Source organism: Bradyrhizobium tropiciagri, assembly GCF_001189845.1.
Lineage (GTDB): Bacteria > Pseudomonadota > Alphaproteobacteria > Rhizobiales > Xanthobacteraceae > Bradyrhizobium > Bradyrhizobium tropiciagri.
In genome coordinates, this window is sequence record NZ_LFLZ01000012.1 from 78,840 (window position 1) to 95,587 (window position 16,748).

20 protein-coding genes and 2 riboswitches are annotated in these 16,748 nt (G+C 57.1%); of the genes, 8 read left to right on the plus strand and 12 right to left on the minus strand.

The window, feature by feature from the left end; genetic code table 11:
* Positions 1 to 15: 15 nt before the first annotated feature.
* Positions 16 to 1,320: an ISL3 family transposase gene (locus AKN84_RS50660; RefSeq protein WP_050421044.1), complete on the minus strand. Its 1,305-nt coding sequence runs from the start codon at positions 1,318 to 1,320 to the stop codon at positions 16 to 18.
* A 241-nt stretch (positions 1,321 to 1,561) separates the two neighbouring features.
* Here AKN84_RS50660 and AKN84_RS12695 point away from each other — a divergent pair, with 241 nt between their 5' ends.
* The 3 genes from AKN84_RS12695 to AKN84_RS12705 all read left to right on the plus strand — a co-directional run bounded on the left by AKN84_RS12695 (position 1,562) and on the right by AKN84_RS12705 (position 5,575).
* Positions 1,562 to 3,313, plus strand: coding sequence for a site-specific integrase (locus AKN84_RS12695; protein WP_128970717.1), 1,752 nt, complete (start codon positions 1,562 to 1,564; stop codon positions 3,311 to 3,313).
* Positions 3,314 to 3,908: 595 nt separating this feature from the next.
* Positions 3,909 to 4,247 carry a hypothetical protein gene (locus AKN84_RS12700; RefSeq protein ID WP_050421046.1) on the plus strand — a complete coding sequence of 113 codons (339 nt, stop codon included), beginning with the start codon at positions 3,909 to 3,911 and terminating at the stop codon, positions 4,245 to 4,247.
* Between the two features lie 83 nt (positions 4,248 to 4,330).
* On the plus strand, positions 4,331 to 5,575 hold the full coding sequence (locus AKN84_RS12705; protein ID WP_157863287.1) for a tyrosine-type recombinase/integrase: 1,245 nt from the start codon (positions 4,331 to 4,333) through the stop codon (positions 5,573 to 5,575).
* A 457-nt stretch (positions 5,576 to 6,032) separates the two neighbouring features.
* On the opposite strand, the gene AKN84_RS12710 is transcribed toward AKN84_RS12705, so the two are convergent.
* The 6 genes from AKN84_RS12710 to AKN84_RS48505 form a co-directional block, all read right to left on the minus strand.
* Complete coding sequence (locus AKN84_RS12710; protein ID WP_050421124.1) at positions 6,033 to 6,374, minus strand: DUF190 domain-containing protein; 342 nt, start codon at positions 6,372 to 6,374, stop codon at positions 6,033 to 6,035.
* A gap of 2 nt (positions 6,375 to 6,376) precedes the next feature.
* Positions 6,377 to 6,814 carry a fluoride efflux transporter CrcB gene (crcB, locus tag AKN84_RS12715; RefSeq protein WP_050421048.1) on the minus strand — a complete coding sequence of 146 codons (438 nt, stop codon included), beginning with the start codon at positions 6,812 to 6,814 and terminating at the stop codon, positions 6,377 to 6,379.
* A gap of 8 nt (positions 6,815 to 6,822) precedes the next feature.
* A complete protein-coding gene (gene crcB, locus AKN84_RS12720) occupies positions 6,823 to 7,212 on the minus strand; it encodes a fluoride efflux transporter CrcB (protein WP_050421049.1) in 390 nt (129 codons plus the stop codon).
* Between the two features lie 24 nt (positions 7,213 to 7,236).
* Entirely contained in the window at positions 7,237 to 7,500 is a 264-nt protein-coding gene (locus AKN84_RS12725; RefSeq protein WP_050421050.1) for a hypothetical protein, read from the minus strand.
* 138 nt (positions 7,501 to 7,638) lie between these two features.
* On the minus strand, positions 7,639 to 8,544 hold the full coding sequence (locus AKN84_RS12730; RefSeq protein ID WP_202814680.1) for an MFS transporter: 906 nt from the start codon (positions 8,542 to 8,544) through the stop codon (positions 7,639 to 7,641).
* Complete coding sequence (locus tag AKN84_RS48505; RefSeq protein ID WP_202814681.1) at positions 8,535 to 8,828, minus strand: MFS transporter; 294 nt, start codon at positions 8,826 to 8,828, stop codon at positions 8,535 to 8,537. Before AKN84_RS48505 ends, AKN84_RS12730 begins: the two co-directional genes overlap by 10 nt.
* Before the next feature lie 501 nt (positions 8,829 to 9,329).
* A riboswitch (Fluoride riboswitch) is annotated at positions 9,330 to 9,391 on the plus strand.
* A 20-nt stretch (positions 9,392 to 9,411) separates the two neighbouring features.
* On the opposite strand from AKN84_RS48505, the gene AKN84_RS12735 reads away from it, so the two are divergent.
* Complete coding sequence (locus AKN84_RS12735) at positions 9,412 to 10,014, plus strand: HEAT repeat domain-containing protein (protein WP_050421051.1); 603 nt, start codon at positions 9,412 to 9,414, stop codon at positions 10,012 to 10,014.
* A 312-nt stretch (positions 10,015 to 10,326) separates the two neighbouring features.
* Here AKN84_RS12735 and eno read toward each other — a convergent pair whose 3' ends face one another.
* From eno to AKN84_RS12750, 3 genes are read right to left on the minus strand one after another with little or no spacing between them, the layout of a single operon-like run.
* Positions 10,327 to 11,598, minus strand: a complete 1,272-nt coding sequence (gene eno, locus AKN84_RS12740; RefSeq protein ID WP_050421052.1) for a phosphopyruvate hydratase — start codon at positions 11,596 to 11,598, stop codon at positions 10,327 to 10,329.
* Between the two features lie 4 nt (positions 11,599 to 11,602).
* Positions 11,603 to 12,091: an RNA pyrophosphohydrolase gene (locus AKN84_RS12745; RefSeq protein ID WP_050421053.1), complete on the minus strand. Its 489-nt coding sequence runs from the start codon at positions 12,089 to 12,091 to the stop codon at positions 11,603 to 11,605.
* A 12-nt stretch (positions 12,092 to 12,103) separates the two neighbouring features.
* On the minus strand, positions 12,104 to 12,589 hold the full coding sequence (locus AKN84_RS12750; RefSeq protein ID WP_050421054.1) for a hypothetical protein: 486 nt from the start codon (positions 12,587 to 12,589) through the stop codon (positions 12,104 to 12,106).
* 275 nt (positions 12,590 to 12,864) lie between these two features.
* Positions 12,865 to 12,926: riboswitch (Fluoride riboswitch) on the plus strand.
* Positions 12,927 to 13,037: 111 nt separating this feature from the next.
* Here AKN84_RS12750 and AKN84_RS12755 point away from each other — a divergent pair.
* The 4 genes from AKN84_RS12755 (at position 13,038) to AKN84_RS12770 (ending at position 15,607) form a co-directional block, all read left to right on the plus strand.
* Positions 13,038 to 13,220: a hypothetical protein gene (locus tag AKN84_RS12755; RefSeq protein ID WP_128970718.1), complete on the plus strand. Its 183-nt coding sequence runs from the start codon at positions 13,038 to 13,040 to the stop codon at positions 13,218 to 13,220.
* 34 nt (positions 13,221 to 13,254) lie between these two features.
* A complete protein-coding gene (locus AKN84_RS12760) occupies positions 13,255 to 14,469 on the plus strand; it encodes a cation:proton antiporter (protein WP_050421056.1) in 1,215 nt (404 codons plus the stop codon).
* A gap of 12 nt (positions 14,470 to 14,481) precedes the next feature.
* On the plus strand, positions 14,482 to 14,901 hold the full coding sequence (locus AKN84_RS12765; RefSeq protein ID WP_050421057.1) for a universal stress protein: 420 nt from the start codon (positions 14,482 to 14,484) through the stop codon (positions 14,899 to 14,901).
* Positions 14,902 to 15,250: 349 nt separating this feature from the next.
* Positions 15,251 to 15,607 carry a DUF190 domain-containing protein gene (locus AKN84_RS12770; RefSeq protein WP_050421058.1) on the plus strand — a complete coding sequence of 119 codons (357 nt, stop codon included), beginning with the start codon at positions 15,251 to 15,253 and terminating at the stop codon, positions 15,605 to 15,607.
* Positions 15,608 to 15,725: 118 nt separating this feature from the next.
* On the opposite strand, the gene AKN84_RS12775 is transcribed toward AKN84_RS12770, so the two are convergent.
* Together AKN84_RS12775 and AKN84_RS12780 are read right to left on the minus strand one after the other, a co-directional pair.
* On the minus strand, positions 15,726 to 15,947 hold the full coding sequence (locus AKN84_RS12775) for a hypothetical protein (RefSeq protein WP_050421059.1): 222 nt from the start codon (positions 15,945 to 15,947) through the stop codon (positions 15,726 to 15,728).
* On the minus strand, positions 15,944 to 16,699 hold the full coding sequence (locus tag AKN84_RS12780) for a COG4280 domain-containing protein (RefSeq protein WP_050421060.1): 756 nt from the start codon (positions 16,697 to 16,699) through the stop codon (positions 15,944 to 15,946). Before AKN84_RS12780 ends, AKN84_RS12775 begins: the two co-directional genes overlap by 4 nt.
* Positions 16,700 to 16,748 lie beyond the last annotated feature (49 nt).

Genomic DNA, 16,748 nt, shown 5'->3' on the forward strand with positions numbered 1-16,748 from the left:
GGGGCTGATTCTGATCTACCGGCCGGTTGGCATAAACCACCTGTCTGCCCGAAGTCGACGACAATTCGGGCACCAAGTGGCTGTAGTCGAGTTGTTCATTTCCCGAATCTCAATCGGGTATGTGCCTAGACATCCCGGACAGGTGAATGTTGCGCCGGAAAACGGCTGACCAAAAAGCAAGCGGGCTCGCAATATCGGAAAACTGTATCCCTTCCCGAGCCGGTTCACTGCTTTCAAGCCTGCGTTTGCGAGGACCAAGACGTCCTCTCTTACCGGGTGCTCCCAAGACTCCAAGACCTCCATCTCCCAAACGGACATAGCTGTGAGGAGCGGACGGAAGGCGCGTCGCAACTCGTCGGGAAGATGCTTGAGCCAAACGGCGTATGCGGCCTCCGCTTTGGTTCTCGAGTCCAAACTGTAGAGGTCGTGAAATTGCTCTTTCGCTTGGTATGCGCCTTCTAATTTGGGGTACGTGGCAAGCAACTGTTGTAAAACAGGCCGCATTGCTGGCGTCAGCTCGCAAGAGCGCTTGGTCAACAAGTGCCAATTGAATATCAAATTCAGCCGGGCTTTGCGCTCAAGGCGGTCCGACAGTGCTCTCACAGCAGCGTCGAACGATTGGTCTGCGATCGCAAGAATGTGTCGCCTGCTTACCATGATCGAAGTGCGAGGCAATATCGAGCGGATCGTCTCGCGATAAGACTGTCGCATTTCGATCGAGACGATCCGTATCGTCTGGCGCGAGTTTAGCTGGTTCAGCCAGCCTGCGAGAGAACGCGCTCCCTTTTTCTCCAGGAGATCGACTACACAAGATCGTTCCAAATCCGCGAAAAGCAGCCTAGGCTTGTCGAGCGCCGAAACCTCGGAGATTCCGAGCTGCCGTGGCGCGGCTGATAGCGCGTTCTGACTCAGCTCTCGTATATGCCTGGAAGCGACGAGACGGATCGTTTTTTCGTCGACCCCAACATCTCGCGCAATCTGCGAGAAGGGCTGACGAACACATTGGCGTTGTATGTGATCGAGGCAACGCCTCAGCATTCGGTGTCGATCATCCACGTCGGGCAACGGCTGCAGAGAGGTAGCACCGCACGCCTTGCAACGGTAGCGCCGTCGCCTAACGACGATCGTCGTCTGTTTCCCGTGAATGGGCGCGTCCCGGAGGGTAGTCGTCTTCGAGCCGTGTCTAGCGAGTGGCCCGAGAGCGCCGCATTTCGAGCAATTCTCCACGATTTCCGAATACGTACCCGAAGCGACATAGATGTCGCCGTGTTGTTTGACATCCTCGATCGTCCATTGCGGCATGTACTCGAAGCTCGGCATGCTCCTAGATCCCTGAATCCTGTCTGTATATCAACCCCGTTCGCTGCTCTCCCGAAAGCTTGTGCATACCCGAATTCGGGTGGCGGTATTTTGCCTGCCAGGCGAGGAACAACACGATATTCCGCAAAGCGATTCACAATAGACGAATCGACGTCAACACGATAATCCGGAGAAGGATGCTTGGCTTCCTGAGGAATTGTCACTGGGGCCGCTCAACTTGGTTTGAATCAGGGAGGCGAGCATGGAAGCGAGCGTGACGCAACGCCGGCGTGACACGGCGCCTTATAGAGCCTCGAGCATTCGCCGGGACGCAATCGTTCTGGAAGGAACTGCTACCTGGCTCGACAACAGGAGGGAAGATCCCGTGTGGATCTTACCTGAGCCGAATGGTCCGCGACGTAACAAGAGGCGAGAACTTCGATTTGCTTATCGCCTGCCGGACGGATCACTGCTGACTGCTCCAGAGAATGATCATCTCTATAGAGTGACGAAGGAATATGCGGTCCTCATCCGGGAGGGACCGTTTGCGATTTCCGATAGGTTATCTGTCGATCTCCACGCGACTCTCGTTAGCAATTTGATGTCCGTCGTCGGTTGGATGCGACTGAACGGAATTGCGGCGTTTGAGGCTCTGACCGCGTCTGATATCGAGGATCTGTCCTTGAGCGCTGCTTACGGAGTGGCCACGCAGCTCAACGCCTTCGAGCGGCTTCGCAACACATTCGTGCGATTGATCAAAGAGGGAAAGCTTGAGGACCTTTTTCGGAGTAGGCCTCTTAGCCGGGTAGATCGTTCGGCCGTGCTTCGCGAGGCGGCGCTGCCCGACACCTTTCTGACCAACAGCGAAACCAGGAAAGTAATCGCTTGCGTTGAAGCAGCGGTGAAGGCGGGAGAGCGGGGAGATAAGCTGACCGCCGCCTTGCTATCTCTCGAGAAACCCAAGAGCAAGCCCGTGACGCGTACAGAGCTCGAGCGTAAACTGCGACCGCTTGCGGACCTTTGGGCAGCTCGATCTCTCCTGAAAGGGGACAAACTGACCGTTGAGCCCTTTCCCGAAGGTCTCGGCCAAATCGTAGCAGGCCTAGGAGTAGAGGTCGGCCGGACGCCGACGGTACCTGTACGACAAGCGATGGAATTGGTCGACGCGTCGATACGCTGGATGCTTGACTACGCAGATCCCATAATCGCAGCTCACGAGACCGCTCTCCTTCTGCGAGACATGGCCCGGTTCGATATTTCCGATGCTGTTAACTTGGCCGTCGGGCAGATGGATAATGTTCCCGGATCTGCTACGCCCTTGGCATTGATCGGCACGGTCCGGAATCGAAGTGGCAATCCGCTAAGCATCACACTTCCAGATGCAGTTAGATACTTGGCCACGGCTTCGCTGGTGATCATCGCCACGTTTAGCGGTCGCAGGATAGGTGAAGTCCTCGGATTGACCTCGAACTGTGTGCACGGGAATTCCAAGGATGGGTTCTGGATCAGGACCTACATCGAGAAAACTGCTCGTCGAAAGGAACTCACCCCATGTCCGGCCCTTGTCGCTACCGCCGTTGAGACGCTCGAGCGCCTGAGCTTTCGTGCGCGTGGCGGGGATCCGGACGCAGAAATCTGTCGTTGGGCAGCGATTGACGCGAACGACAAGGGCCAAACCCGTACCCTCAACCCAATTGCGGACTTGAACAACTTCGCAGCTGTCGTCGGCATATCGGTGACAAAAAATGCGAGCGTGTGGCACTTTACGCCACATCAATTTCGCCGGTTCTTCAGCATCGCATACGTTTGGCGATACCAGTTGGGGGACCTTGGTGCGCTTTCTCATCATCTGCGCCACACTGATATCGTCGCGACGAGACGTTATGTAACCGAGGCGGCCGCGGGATTATTGGTCGAGGAAGAGGGAGAGTTTACTAAGGCGATTTTGCGCGAGGCCGCCTCTGGAGAACGCAAACTTGGCGGAGCTTCGGTGAGAGATTTCAGCGCATCGTAGAGCGTTGGAAATCGGAAGTTCGGATCGTCATGCCGGACCGGCTGAATAGGTGGATCGACAATTTCGTTTCGGAGACGCAAATCCTTCTGAAGAGCAATCCTTGGAGCTACTGTGTTTGTCCAGAAACGGCAGAAGGAGCGGCGCACGCCAATTGTCGAAGTTCGGATCGGGATCCTGAATGTGCGCGGGGCGCCGACCTTGCAAAAGCTGCGCCTCACGTTTGTTCAGGATGCTTCCACAACTGCACCGATCCGATATTTAGGCCCTATATGGAAGAGGAGATTAGGCTGGTCCGGCGACGGCTCAAAGATCCGTCGTTACCTGCTCTTGCGCGAAACGCAGAAAAGAAGCGGCTCGCTAACCTTCTCGACTACCTGGAAGCGGGTTTCAAGGAATAGTTGAGCTATTCGAAATGGGAAGGATTACGTACCCGGGAACTGTACTTGAGCGTCTGAATAGAAAGCTCTTGGTTCTGAGAAAGCTTAGCAGGGGCTCGGGGCTCCCAGTCGGTACTTATGTGCCACGCAGCCTCAGGGACTTCGCTCGGTGGCATGATGAGGAATTCGGACTCTATCCGGTCGGGAGTCCGAATGAAATGACGACGACCCACCCTCGCTATGGCCAAATCGCCAGCAGAGCGCGGCGGCTGCTTACCGAGATCCACTCCAAGCAAAAGGCACGAGTTCGGCGCCCAAAGCTCGGCGAGCGCTGTGCGATGCTCCAAGTTGAAGTTGACAGGGCGAGAGAGAGGGAGAGTTCGTTAATGAGCCAGTTTCACGTGATGCAGGATCAAATAGATCAGTTGAAAAAGCAGCTGGCGAGTTCCAATTCCAGGAAGGAGTATCTCGCGACGCAAAACTCACTCCTGACGAAGCGTCTCTCGGAACTGCAATCAGTAGCCGTCATTCATGTTCCGTCTTCAGAATCGGATTAGGTGTTATCGATATCGAGTAACGAATGGCTCGAATTCGCGACGAAATTGATCGAGAAGCACGCCTTCCCGTTGTCGAGATCCGATTGTCCGATGACAGTTGCGTATTAGGAGGTGCTTCTAGACCCGGAATCCCGACTCTTCGTCTGCGGGAGACGGGTTTCATACTCACCGAACCCTCGAACTGGCTAAGAGGGCTCGTTCTGCGGCGCCAAAAGGCTCTCAGCACGGTTCTTGAATATGCGAAAATTCTACGCGAGTGGTTTGACCGCCTCGACAAGCGGGCCATGCTCCGTCTCGACGAAGGATTCCGAATGGAATTTCACCTACATGGTAGAACCATCGTTGATGACGCGGACTTGATTGAGTGGCGAGATGCGATGGAGACCGCCGGGATATCCCCAACGCGGATAAACAAAAAGATCAGCTGTGTGTTTCAATTCCTGGTCTGGTGTCAAGATAGCGGATGTGTCGCGGGGCTCTACGCAGTCGGGGAGATGCTGGCCGTCTCAGTCGAGGAGCATGTAACGCGGTCCAAGAATGGGCGAGGTTCGGTTCGAAAGAGGTCGCCGTTGCTTCTGCCCAATAGGCGCCAATCCTATCGTCATACTCCAAATCAGCTCGAGATTGAGGGGCTCCATGCCGAAGCGGCGCTTGCCGAGCACGCGGTGAGAAACTCGCTCATGTTGAGTGTGGCCGAGGAGGCCGGGCTTCGACGCGCAGAGATCATCGGCATGCTTGTGCATGACATTCCTGCTCTTGAAGTCATCGAGGCGCTCCAAGCGTCAGGCGAATTGCACCATATGTGGGTCAGAGACACCAAGCGCGGCAAGCGTCGGAAGGTACCGATGAGCCCGCATCTGCTCCGTACGTTGTTCGAATACATAGCGATTGAGCGCGAAGATCTCTTGGCTCGGTATGCGGGGCGCAAAGAACAGCCCGAAAATGTGTTTCTGTCGGACAGAGGTCGACGATTCCACCCAAATGCGGTGTCCAACCTATTTGGCCAGTTGTTTCGGAAGGTGGAGATCAAGAACGCGTCGCTGCATCGGCTCCGGGCCGTATTCTTGACGCGGACCGTGGCCCGATTTCTCGGCAAAACAGACGAACATGGAATACCCATCGCCGAAGCGACCATCCTACTCAAAGCGGCAGAGTACGCCGGTCACAGCAGCGTAGAGACACTTAGACCGTACCTAACAGCACTGATTAAGGCGAGGATAGACGGGGCAACTGGGACGGACCTGGTTGATCTCGAAGACAAGAAGCGTCTGCTACAGCGCGACGTCAAAATCCTGGAAATGAGATCCCGCGAACTTCGACAGAAGTGAATCGGAGAGATCGGCCGATCTCAATTCGAAAATGGTCAGTCGGGATCGCGAGATGGTCCGGTTGCGCAACATCCCAACATCCGGCCCTTGCATCTCGTGGAAGCTAACAGTGCCTCCGATGACGATGGCAGGACCCGGATATCTCGTGCCGCGAAATTGTCGCCCGGGGTGCCACGTTTGACCGCCAAAGCCGGATGGCACGGAGAAACACTCGGATTTTAATTAGCGGTATTCCGACCCGTTGCGACAGATGAGCCTCGCGACTTGTCTGGTTAGCGCGTACCTAATCTGATCACACAAATTGTGGCCGATTCTCAGCCGCTTCGGTAAGCGCCTTACCGGGCTCCTCCATCAATTCGCTATCGCGGATAGGCGGCAGCGCGCGGCGTCCCAGTCAACATCACCATATCGCAACTAGTCCCTGATCGTGTGATCGGTGGCCCAGCCCGCCCATGGCTTACGCCGTCGCTTCTTCTCCATATCGCAAGACTTGAACCTTTTCTAACGTGATCAGCCCGCTCGTCATGATGCCATCGAGCACGGGCAGGAAGCCGTTGATGTTTTCCTCGCTGTCGACGATCTCAATAACCAATGGCAAATCTTCAGAGAGGCGAAGGATCTTGGTCGTGTGGAGCCGGCTCGACTTGCCGAAACCCATAGGGCCGCGCAACACGGTTGCACCGGCCAGATGTTGTTCGCGCGCCTTCAGGACGATCGCCTCGTATAACGGTGATCCGTTACACTGATCGTCCTCGCCGATAAATATCCGGAGCAGGACCGCCTGCTTCGGAATTTGCATCATTAGCTCCCCTTCAAGCGGTTAAGTCGGCTCGCGATTGTGTGCCCCAACCATACTGAGACCAGCCAGGCGATCGTGGAGGCGATAATGTACACCAAAGCCGTTTGCTTCATTCCCGAATGGAACAGCTTGAAGGTTTCCAGGCTGAAGGTCGAGAACGTTGTATAGCCCCCGCAAAAGCCGGTCATCACGAACTGGCGTTGCCGCGCGCTGGCGAAGAGCCTTCCTTCGGGACCAGTCAATGTAGCGTAAAAGCCAATGATGAAGGACCCGGTGGCGTTGATAAACAGCGTGGCCCATGGAAACTCTGTTCCTGTCTGCAGAGCCACCGATACAAGGAATCTTGCCAGGCCGCCAACCACAGCCCCTGATGCCACATAGACGTAAAGAATCCCAGTATTCCATCGGTCGGCTGTCGTTGAATTCGATTTGCGAAGCATGTGGCGAACTATGTCAAGAGCCATTCACTGAGCGAAAACCCGCATGTCACCGCGGAAAGGCAGAGCACCAGCGAAAGTAAAACGTTGCTGACCGCGCGCCCGGTTTCGCCATCACGGGCCAGCGAAAGCGTCTGCAGGCTGAATGATGAAACCGTCGTATAGCAGCCAAGAAAGCCCGTCACGGCAAACAGCCATGGATTGGTCGACGCCATCAATGATGATTGGTCCGTCGCTAGAGCACCCAAGATTCCGATCAAGAAGGCTCCGCTGACATTGATGATCATTGTGCCCCACGGAAAAGTCTCGCCCACGTTTCGTGCGACGACGCCCGAGATGAAGTAGCGTGCACACCCCCCGAGTACACTGCCAATCACAATGCAAACAAAGCCACTCAGCACGTTCGATGTCCTCCTTGCAGCCTGTTATTTCCGCTCAAGATCGATGTCTCTGATGATCATGTGTATTCTAGCAATCCCCATGCCAACCGCCTGCCAGATCGCGACGATCAGGATCAGAACAGCGAGAAGCAGTAGGATGGTCGATTGCTCCGGAGCAGCGACACCTCCGCTTTCTAGCGCGAACTTGATGCCGCTCAGAAGCAACAGCGCAAAGATCAACCAGATAACCGTATAGCCGTCGGCCCACCGCTTGTGGAGCTTGATAATCCGAACTGTATCTGGGGTCATGGTAACACCTGTTGGTTCGACGTCTGCTGATGCAGTTTCCAGTTCCGGTTGCCTCTTCGCAAGCCGTCACATCGGCGGGCTGCCGAAAAAACGGCTTCAAGAACCCAAAGTGATAATGTTAGCTGCAAGCTGCTGCCCCTATGCCACTGTACCGCGCGGAGAATGGCGGCGCCCTACCCAAGCAAAAACAGGAAGGGCACTCAGTTGCGCCACGACACAGAACGCGATCACGCTAGGGACTGAGAAGTCGTATAGAACACCTATGATGGCGCTGCCAATAAACCAGGCGAAACTATAGCCGGCCGTGAACATGCCGAACGCTGACGCTCGCCTGTGAACCGACACCATGGGCGCGACAGCGGCAGGAATGATGGACTCGTGAACGCCCATGCCGAGGCCCCAGATCGCAGCTCCTAGCAACGCGGACCAGAAGCTACCGAGAAAAACCAGAGGTGCAAAGAGAGCCGAAACAAGCGCGAGCAGGATCAGCACCGCAAACCCGAACCGGTCGAACAATCTCCCGAGAATGAGAGATCCGGTGCCGCTCACCGCCATCGCGACGGAATAGAAGATAGCGATCCAATTTCCGGGAACCACTTCAGCGCGGGATAGATGGAAGGCGATCAGGGGGTAGTCAGCGAACCCAGCCGCAACCAGCGCCGCGCCGAACAGGTAAATCCAAAAAGTGCGCGGCATCCGCGTGGTGCCAGGATTGGAGGGGTTCGTTTCCATATCTTCTGGCTTCGGATAGAGCCAGCGGGCGATCAATACGAGGCTCAAGTTGATGACGGCAGGGATGAGCAGAACCGCAAATGCCTGAGTGTAGCCGTGACCTTGGGCAAGCATTACCGCCATCGCAAGCGGCCCGAACATCGCTCCAAACTGATCGAGCGCTTCGTGTAATCCAAAGGCCCATCCGTAACCACCAGCCTGCTTGCCGGCGTGCGAAAGCATCACGTCGCGTGGCGGATTCCGGATCGCTTTTCCAATTCGCTCGAGAACGATCAATGCGGCGGCAGACGGCCAATTGGAGGTCAGCGCCACGCAGGTACGGATGCCATCTGGATGGCATAGCCAAGGATGGTGATCGGCCAATAGCGCCCGGTGATGTCGGCGAAACGGCCGGAAAGCAACCGAAGGCCGTAGCCGAGCAGTTCGCCAAATCCAGTGACAATCCCGACGACCGTCCCACTGGCCTGTAGAGACGCGAGGTAGGGACCTATGATGCTCCGAGATCCCTCGTAGGTGAAATCCGCGAAAAAGCTCAAGACGCCGATCAAAATTATGAAGTAAATCGCGAGGCGTCTGGACTGGCCGGCGGTGCTCATAGCATCACCCCCGGTCGCATTTGCTTGCTGCGCCGACGATCAAACCTTCGAAACTGGACGAATCGTTCCACATGACGGACTCCCAACAAGGCTCACCTTGCAGGAGGCATTGGCCCATCGGGCGCTTCCGGCGAACTCCACCGCCGCATCATTTATAGTACCGCCGCTTGAACCGGGACACGGTCACTCAGGCGCTTCATTCCAACATAGCGCGCGAGCGCGTTCTTTTCAATCGGCGGTGTAGGCCCCGGACCGCCGGGAAATCTCGCTACGCCGCGCGCTCATTGAAGCGCCGTCCTGCAAGTCCACAATACGCAGAGTCGCGTACTCGGCTCGACGAACCGGGCCATAAGGTGCTCGCGCTCGCCCGGAGTTTGGCGCCTTTCCAGCCATCACTTAGTTGCTTTTGCAGTTGCAGAGGCCAGAGTTGCAGGGACAGTCAGGATGCCTTCGTAACGTGAAATGCTTGCTCCTCTTGATCGCTCCGCACCCTCTCTCTAGCTTAGGGATGGCGGTGGAGTTCGCCTTTAATAGCCCAAACGGCCGATGACTCCTGGTTCTGTGCGAACTCAGGGAGAAGTCCATGCCGGATCCTGATCAGAACCAAGAGAAGAAGCTCTCCAGCGCCCTTTCGAGCTTGACGGCCCTCCATCGCGACTGCGGAGGCGTTCTTGAGGTCGTCGCAATCGGTGAACGCGCGATACCTGCATTGAAGGAACTCCTGTTTGAAAGAGAGCCAAGCGGCCTTTACCAGGTGCGATGCCGCGCGGTCCAAGCACTCGGGATGATCGGCGCTTTCGACGTCATAGAAGAATTCCTGCGGCGGTCGAAGCCTGCCGACGATCCTGTTGAGCGGGTCGGGGATGATGCCGTGATCAGTGCGGCAGCGCTTGCCATGGCCCGAAAAGGCGATTTGAGAACTTTTACAATTCTCCGCGGACTGGCATCGCGGCGCCCGCTGATTGGCGTAATCTCGGCGCTCGCCTCTTATCAGAGGTGCGAGGCTGTCCCGGTCCTGATCAATGCATTAGGCGAGGATGAGTGCCGGCATGCGGCCGAGAGCGCTCTCCTTTCCCTCGGATCGAGGATTGGGCGACAGTTGCTGGAGGCCACGGATTGCTTCAAAGTATCGGAGCCTTCTTTCGTTGTTGGGCGACATATCGCTCAAGCCCACGCACGCAGATAGGCTCCGATGTTTCATCAACAATGCAGACCCGCAGGTGGCCATACTCGCATGCCGTGCCGTTTTGCGAAGCGGATCGGAAGATCAGCGCTCAACGGCTCGTGCTCGGTTGATGGAGTTGCGGTTACGCACGTCATGGTTCGAGCGACTCCAAATTGATCAAGTTCTCTCCTCGGCGGGAGGCAACAGCGATCAGGAGAAGACGTAAGCGTCTCATCTCGTCATCGGTTGGGTTTAGCGTCGCGGCCTCACTGCAGCGTTACCAGCACCTCGGCGTCGATCATGCCGGCAGCCGGAGCTTTGCGCTCCCTTCTTCTAGAAAGGGCTCGCGTAAGCCGCGCCAGGCCCCAAATCCCGCTCGATTCCGAGCAACCTGTTGTATTTTGCGAGTCGCTCGCTACGCGAGAGCGATCCCGCCTTGATCTGCCCGCCACCCATGGCCACCGCAAAATCCGAGATGAAGGTGTCTTCTGTCTCACCCGACCTGTGCGAGATGATATAGCGCCAGCCTGCATCCCGGCACATTTGAACAGCCTGGATCGTTTCCGTGACAGTTCCGATCTGATTGAGTTTGATCAGGACCGCGTTTGTGGCGCTGCTCTCGATCCCCTTCCGAATGAATCGCGGATTGGTCACGTACAGATCGTCGCCGACGATCTGTAATCGATCGCCGCAGCTGGCGGTTTGCCGACGGAAACCTTCCCAATCGTCTTCGCCAAATCCATCCTCGATCGAAACAATCGGATATGTCCGGGCCAGGCGATCATAGAGATCCAGCAGTTCCGCGCTTGAGAAAGTCATGTTGCCAGATTTTGCGAAGACGTATTTGTCATCTTTCGCGAATGAGCTTGCGGCGGGGTCAAGCGCAAGCGCAACTTCAGGACCGGGTCGCAAGCCTGCTTTTCTGATCGCGGCAACGATCAGTTCGCAGGTTTCCTCGATTGTTCCCAAGTTGGGGGCGAAGCCGCCCTCGTCGCCGACCGCAGTCGAATATCCGGCCTTGTGCAGCAGTTCATGCAGAGCGTGGAAGGTCTCCGCTCCATAGCGGAGCGCCTCGGCGAAGCTCGGCGCACCGTGAGGAACGATCATGAACTCCTGGAAGTCGAGGGAATTTTGCGCATGACGACCACCGTTGATGACGTTCATCATTGGTACGGTCAATCTCGGCACCGAGGCGCCAGCGAGATATCGGTAAAGCGGAACGCCCGAAGCTGCCGCTGCAGCGCGCGCAACCGCCATCGAAGTGCCGAGGATCGCATTGGCCCCCAGACGAGCTTTGTTCTCGGTACCATCCAGTGCAACCAATGTCGCATCGACGGCGTCCTGCGGCGCGGCCGCCTGGCCGTGGAGGTGATCCTGGATAATCTGATTAACGTGCGATACCGCTTTGCGCACCCCCTTGCCGCCATATCGCGAGCTATCTCCGTCGCGAAGCTCAAGCGCCTCGTGCCGTCCGGTTGATGCACCCGACGGAACGGAAGCCGTCCCGGTGCAGCCGTTGTCTAACGTGGCAACCACGCGGAGCGTCGGATAGCCGCGCGAGTCCAGTATTCCGAAGGCATTCAGACTTCGGATGGCGGTGGTCATTGGTTCAATCCCGGAAAATGGTTGAGAACTCGCCGATGACATCGAGGTAAAGTTTGAACGGCGCGGCCAGGCCGGCGATGTCTTTCGTCGGCACCCATCGCCAAGCGTCGAGCTCAGAGTCATCTCCTGCAACGTTGATGTCTGTATCGGCACCGCGAAAGACCATCACGACCCATTTTTGACGCTGTCCTTTCCAGCGCCCGGACCATCTTTTAGGTACAAACTCGGATGGGACATCATATTGCAACCAATCTCTGCTCTCGGCGAGCAGTTCGGCGTTGTCCGTCCCGACCTCTTCCTTGAGTTCCCGGAGAGCAGCCTGTTGTGGGGTCTCTCCTTTTTCGATGCTACCCTGAGGCATTTGCCAGACGTCGGGCTTCAGGTCCGGCCTCCTGCCGACAAACACCTCACCACGCTGGTTCAGCAATACGATCCCGACGCCGAGACGGTATTGATTCCGCAGCGCCATTTCCGCGGTCTTCTGATCAGTCATGTTGCAGTCTCTTCAACGTGGCATCCACATATTCACCGCAATCGAAACGCCGACGAAGACCCGAAAGCAGTGCGCATTTTTGTCGCCTGCGCGAGCTCGCACAGACGCCGTGATGGGCGCACCGATGCCCGCATCTCGATCTAGATAGGCTCGCCGATAGTGCCGGTAGAGAACTTGCCTGTACTCGATGATCTCCCCGAGTATCGCGTCTGGAACGAAATAGTAGACGCGCGTCGTGAGGACGAGCGCGAGTTCCATCAGGTGACAATAAGAGTAGTTTGCGAGACCCCGCCGTCCGAGACCGATCTTTCCGAAGGGAATGCCAAACTTGCGCAGCGACTTGATGTACTCATAAAACGTGCTGCTAGTGGCCGCTCCCTGGAATCCAAGGTTCGCCATCGCCCACACGGCTTCGCCGTGGCGCAGCCTTATGCGCCGAATCGCCTTTGCGTTGTCGGCCCCAACCCTGGGCCTCGTGCGAGCTGGCGAGGCGCCCATCTATCCTCCTGACCAAATCGCTGCAGCCACAGCACTTTGGTTTTCGCGCAAATTCCCGGAGCATATCCCGCTTAAAGAGGAGTTGACCGGGTTGCCTCAAGCATAACGCGTTAGGCGCCATGAGGAACCAGCGATGAATGATCGCGTTGAGGAATCGGAATCGCGGACCGATGCAACGGCCTCCCAAGAAACGTCAGCGCTTCCCTTACGCCGCCAATCGCCCGGAATTCCCATGGTGCCGACTTGCTAACCGGCAAATCCCGGTTAGAATTAGGGTAGATTCAGGGGATGGGGTCCCCCCGTAACCGCCGCTGAGGCTGATGACTCCTACTGGACGCTTAGCGTCGGTAGGAGCTTGGCTGCCTTCCTTCCGTGTCAAGCATCCAGACGATCTCCGTCTGCCCGAGGCCTCCTCGGGTGGGCATGTCGATTGCGAATGGAGAATCTGGTGCGGATGCTGCTCTCCAATTTGCGCTTCACGGCTTCTGTTCTCGCGGCGGTCGTTGTCACGGCCGTCTTCGCGTTCCTGTTGGATGCGGCGCTGGAGATCGTGCTGAGCATGCTTTTCTTGGGTCTTGTTACGGCAGTGGCCGAATACGTCATCGCATCGCGAGATCGCCCCCTTTCTTGAGGGCTGGGAGCGTGGCTTCAAAAGGACATCGCTAATGACCGGAGTATGGGCACTTGCTGCATTGTGGTTAGGTCTCGCACTGATTGCGAGCCTGCTATCGATCTGGCTTCGTATCTCGACGGCCCTTTCAGAGATCGTCGTTGGGACGATTGCGCAGTTGATCATCGGGGCCGCGATCGGATCTGCTGTCCTCGGCACGGATGAATCCTGGGTCAAGTTTCTCTCGGGTATCGGTGCCATTGTCTTGACCTTTCTCGCAGGTGCGGAGCTTGATCCCGTTATCTTCAAGCTCAAGTGGAAGGAAGCGGCGGCCGTCGGACTTGCGAGCTTCGCTTTCCCGTTCATCGGCTGCGCAGCCGCCGCTCACTACCTCCTCGGCTGGCAACCGATGCCTAGCTGGCTTGCGGGCGTTGCGATGTCGACCACCTCGGTCGCCGTTGTCTACGCCGTCATGATTGAGTTCGGCTTCAACACCACGGAGTATGGCAAGACGGTCCTAGCCGCGTGCTTTGTCACAGATCTTGGCACGGTGGTCGCGCTTGGCCTGATTTTCTCACCGTTCACAATGAAGACGTTCATCTTTCTCGGCGTCGGTGTCGTCGTGTTTGTGATCCTCCCTTGGCTGACGCCGCGCTTCTTCCATATATACGGCGGGCGGCCTTCGGAGCTTGAGACGAAATTTCTTCTGCTCTGCTTGTTGGGAATGGGTGCGCTCGCAACCTGGGCCGACAGCGAGGCTGTCCTGCCGGCTTACCTCATCGGGATGGTATTGGCTGGAACGGTCGGCAAGGATCATGCCTTGGTGCGGCGCTTGCGAACGCTGACCTTCGGATTATTGACCCCCTTTTACTTCATCCGTGCCGGCTCGTTCGTATCGATCCCGGCGCTGATAGCCGCACCGGCTGCTTTCATCTTTTTTCTGGTGGTCAAGATCGCAACGAAGATCGTTGGCGTCTATCCTGTGACGAAGTTCTTTGGATCTCCGAATAAGGAAGCGATGTATACGACGCTTCTGATGTCCACGGGCCTCACCTTCGGAACGATCTCTTCGCTCTTCGGTCTGTCGCACGGGATCATCAACCAGGGCCAATATTCCGCGCTGGTCGCGGCGGTGATCGGCAGCGCAGTAATTCCGACAATCATTGCCAACGCGTTCTATCTGCCTCATCACTTGTTACCGGAGCCGGAGTCCCAGCAAGCTGAAGAGGAGGCTGCAAGGCAGCTTAGGCCTGCGCGACAGGCCAAATAGCAGGAGAGTCCGATGTTCAGGAAGATACTCCATGCCAATGACGGTTCCGAACACGCCTTCCACGCGCTTGTCTTTGCCATTGCGTTGGCAAAACAAAACAACTCGGAACTTCACATGATCTCAGTGGAAGAGATCGACTATATGCCCGAGTTTGTGGAAGAGGTGCGGCAGGAGACTGGTACGGCGGCGCGCCGGTATCATGGCGTCGTCCAGCGAGCGAGAACTTTAGCCGGACAGAGTCAGGTGACGCTACACACCCACGTCGTCGCCGGACATCCGGTCCGCGACATCGTCGATTTGGCCGGCAGGATCGAAGCCGAACTCCTGGTTATAGGAGCCACCGGCCATTCTGCCCTCTATGAGCGTCTGATCGGCAGCCGCGCCGATCGTATTGTTCAGCTGGCTCCCTGTCCGGTGCTAGTGGTGAAGTGAAGCGGGACGGTGTGAGAGCGGAGGAGCCGAAGCAGGCGATCAGAAGAAGCTTACGCGCGCTGGCGGTCCATTTGGCACCGCGGCATGACTGCCGGTCGGCATGGCGAGCGCGGGCTGGCCAGGATCCGGACGTGTCAGGTTTCTTGTCCTATCGCGTTCCTTCGTGCTGCAATGAAGCCGGGACAAAGAGCTATTGTGTTGGTCATTTGGCTTGCAAGCGCTCAGGGTTTTGGGTGACGCTGAGCGGCGATAAGCGGCATCTAGGGCCGAGCTGTCTATGGTACTTTGAGTATCTGACCTCGATCTTGGTTTGCGGCCCGTCTTGATACAATTGCGATGGGGTCTAGATATGCAGCTCCCTCGAGACGCGGTCTTACTGAGGATATTCTTCGGCGAAGAAGACAAGCACAACCATCTGCCCCTCTACGAAGCAATCGTGCTGAAAGCACGGGAAATGCATTTGGCTGGTGCAACAGTAATGCGCGGTTGCATCGGATATGGTCATTCGACGCGACTGCATACGAACAAGATCTTGCGATTGTCCCAAGACCTGCCTCTGGTGGTCGAGATCGTAGACAGCCAGTCGAAGATTGATACCTTTCTTCCTGTGCTGGACCGAATGATGACCAGCGGCCTGGTTACGCTCGAGAAGGTGCAAGTTCTGCAATACGGCTCCGAAATGATGTCACCCGCCGTTCAGGCTTGACGGGCATTAAAGCCAGTTTTGGCCGGGCGGCGGACGAGCTCAGATCTCGCCGCGCATCACGAACGATTGCCCAAGAGGATGCAAGCTGTCCACCCGGTAGATAGACGTCGTTGGCCATTCAGCTGGCCGCTCTTCGCTTGCCGGCCGCGCGAAGCGAGGCGCAGATCACGATCGCAAGACATCCGAGGAAGAGAAGACCACCGCCGAAGAGGGGATTATCCGGTATCAACCAGACTACGACGGCTACGACCGTGACGAGAACGATCGTCGCGATCGTGAGCATTGCGTCGGCCAAAAACATGCCGACGAGTTCCATGATGACTTCGACGAAAATGCTCATGCGGCCATCGCCTTTGTAGGTGAGCGAAGAAAGGAAACGGTGACGAGTGCGACTCCGAGAAAGGCGGCCGCGAACGCGATCAGCGCCAGATCTTGGCCCGGCCACTCGACGCCAAGCCCTTCGCCCGTCCAGAACACGCCGAACGCCGACAGCATCACGCCGACCGCAAATTTGAGCGTGTTCTCGGGCACTCTGGCAAGCGGCTTGTGGACGGCCACACCGACGGCCAGGACCGTTAAGCAAGCGCCGAGCGCCCCCAGCGCGGCGGGCCAGAGCAGTCCCTTTCCGGAGCCGACGGCGATCACGATGAAAACAACCTCTAGGCCTTCAAGAAGCACAGCCTTGAAGGCGGTGAGCCCGGCGATCCAAGCCAGGGAGGCGCCGCGGTTTCCGGCCGCCTCAGTCAATTGCGCTGACTCCGATGCGAAGATCGCTTCCTCGTCGTGAAGCGGGATGATACCGGCCGAACGCAGGATCGCCTTCCGCAGCCAACCCATCCCGAACAGGAGCAGCAGCACGCCGACGATAAGTTGCAGAAGTCGGATCGGCACATGGCCGAGCAACGGGCCGAGCAACACGATCAGGGCGCCCAGCAGAACGAGTGCTGCTGCCGCTCCGAGCGAAGCAGCGCGCCAACCCCGAAGGGTCCCGACGGCCAGCACGATTGTGAAAGCCTCGACGACCTCGACTAACGAGGCCAGGAAGGCCGAGCCAACAGCGGAAGCGGCGACGCTCCACGAAATGTCATGCATGACGGACGTCCGATGTGTAGCAAATACAACGTTGTCTTATAACACCTGT

Bases quoted from the DNA above. Each gene is read 5' to 3' on its own strand.
- AKN84_RS12710 (WP_050421124.1), bottom strand. From the start codon at position 6,374: ATGCAAATTCCGAAGCAGGCGGTCCTGCTCCGGATATTTATCGGCGAG.
- AKN84_RS12775 (WP_050421059.1), bottom strand. From the start codon at position 15,947: ATGAGCATTTTCGTCGAAGTCATCATGGAACTCGTCGGCATGTTTTTG.
- AKN84_RS12745 (WP_050421053.1), bottom strand. From the start codon at position 12,091: ATGACTGATCAGAAGACCGCGGAAATGGCGCTGCGGAATCAATACCGT.
- AKN84_RS48505 (WP_202814681.1), bottom strand. From the start codon at position 8,828: ATGAGCACCGCCGGCCAGTCCAGACGCCTCGCGATTTACTTCATAATT.
- AKN84_RS12725 (WP_050421050.1), bottom strand. From the start codon at position 7,500: ATGACCCCAGATACAGTTCGGATTATCAAGCTCCACAAGCGGTGGGCC.
- eno (WP_050421052.1), bottom strand. From the start codon at position 11,598: ATGACCACCGCCATCCGAAGTCTGAATGCCTTCGGAATACTGGACTCG.
- AKN84_RS50660 (WP_050421044.1), bottom strand. From the start codon at position 1,320: ATGCCGAGCTTCGAGTACATGCCGCAATGGACGATCGAGGATGTCAAA.
- AKN84_RS12765 (WP_050421057.1), top strand. From the start codon at position 14,482: ATGTTCAGGAAGATACTCCATGCCAATGACGGTTCCGAACACGCCTTC.
- crcB (WP_050421048.1), bottom strand. From the start codon at position 6,814: ATGCTTCGCAAATCGAATTCAACGACAGCCGACCGATGGAATACTGGG.
- AKN84_RS12700 (WP_050421046.1), top strand. From the start codon at position 3,909: ATGACGACGACCCACCCTCGCTATGGCCAAATCGCCAGCAGAGCGCGG.
- AKN84_RS12760 (WP_050421056.1), top strand. From the start codon at position 13,255: ATGACCGGAGTATGGGCACTTGCTGCATTGTGGTTAGGTCTCGCACTG.
- AKN84_RS12750 (WP_050421054.1), bottom strand. From the start codon at position 12,589: ATGGGCGCCTCGCCAGCTCGCACGAGGCCCAGGGTTGGGGCCGACAAC.
- AKN84_RS12770 (WP_050421058.1), top strand. From the start codon at position 15,251: ATGCAGCTCCCTCGAGACGCGGTCTTACTGAGGATATTCTTCGGCGAA.
- AKN84_RS12695 (WP_128970717.1), top strand. From the start codon at position 1,562: ATGGAAGCGAGCGTGACGCAACGCCGGCGTGACACGGCGCCTTATAGA.
- AKN84_RS12780 (WP_050421060.1), bottom strand. From the start codon at position 16,699: ATGCATGACATTTCGTGGAGCGTCGCCGCTTCCGCTGTTGGCTCGGCC.
- AKN84_RS12735 (WP_050421051.1), top strand. From the start codon at position 9,412: ATGCCGGATCCTGATCAGAACCAAGAGAAGAAGCTCTCCAGCGCCCTT.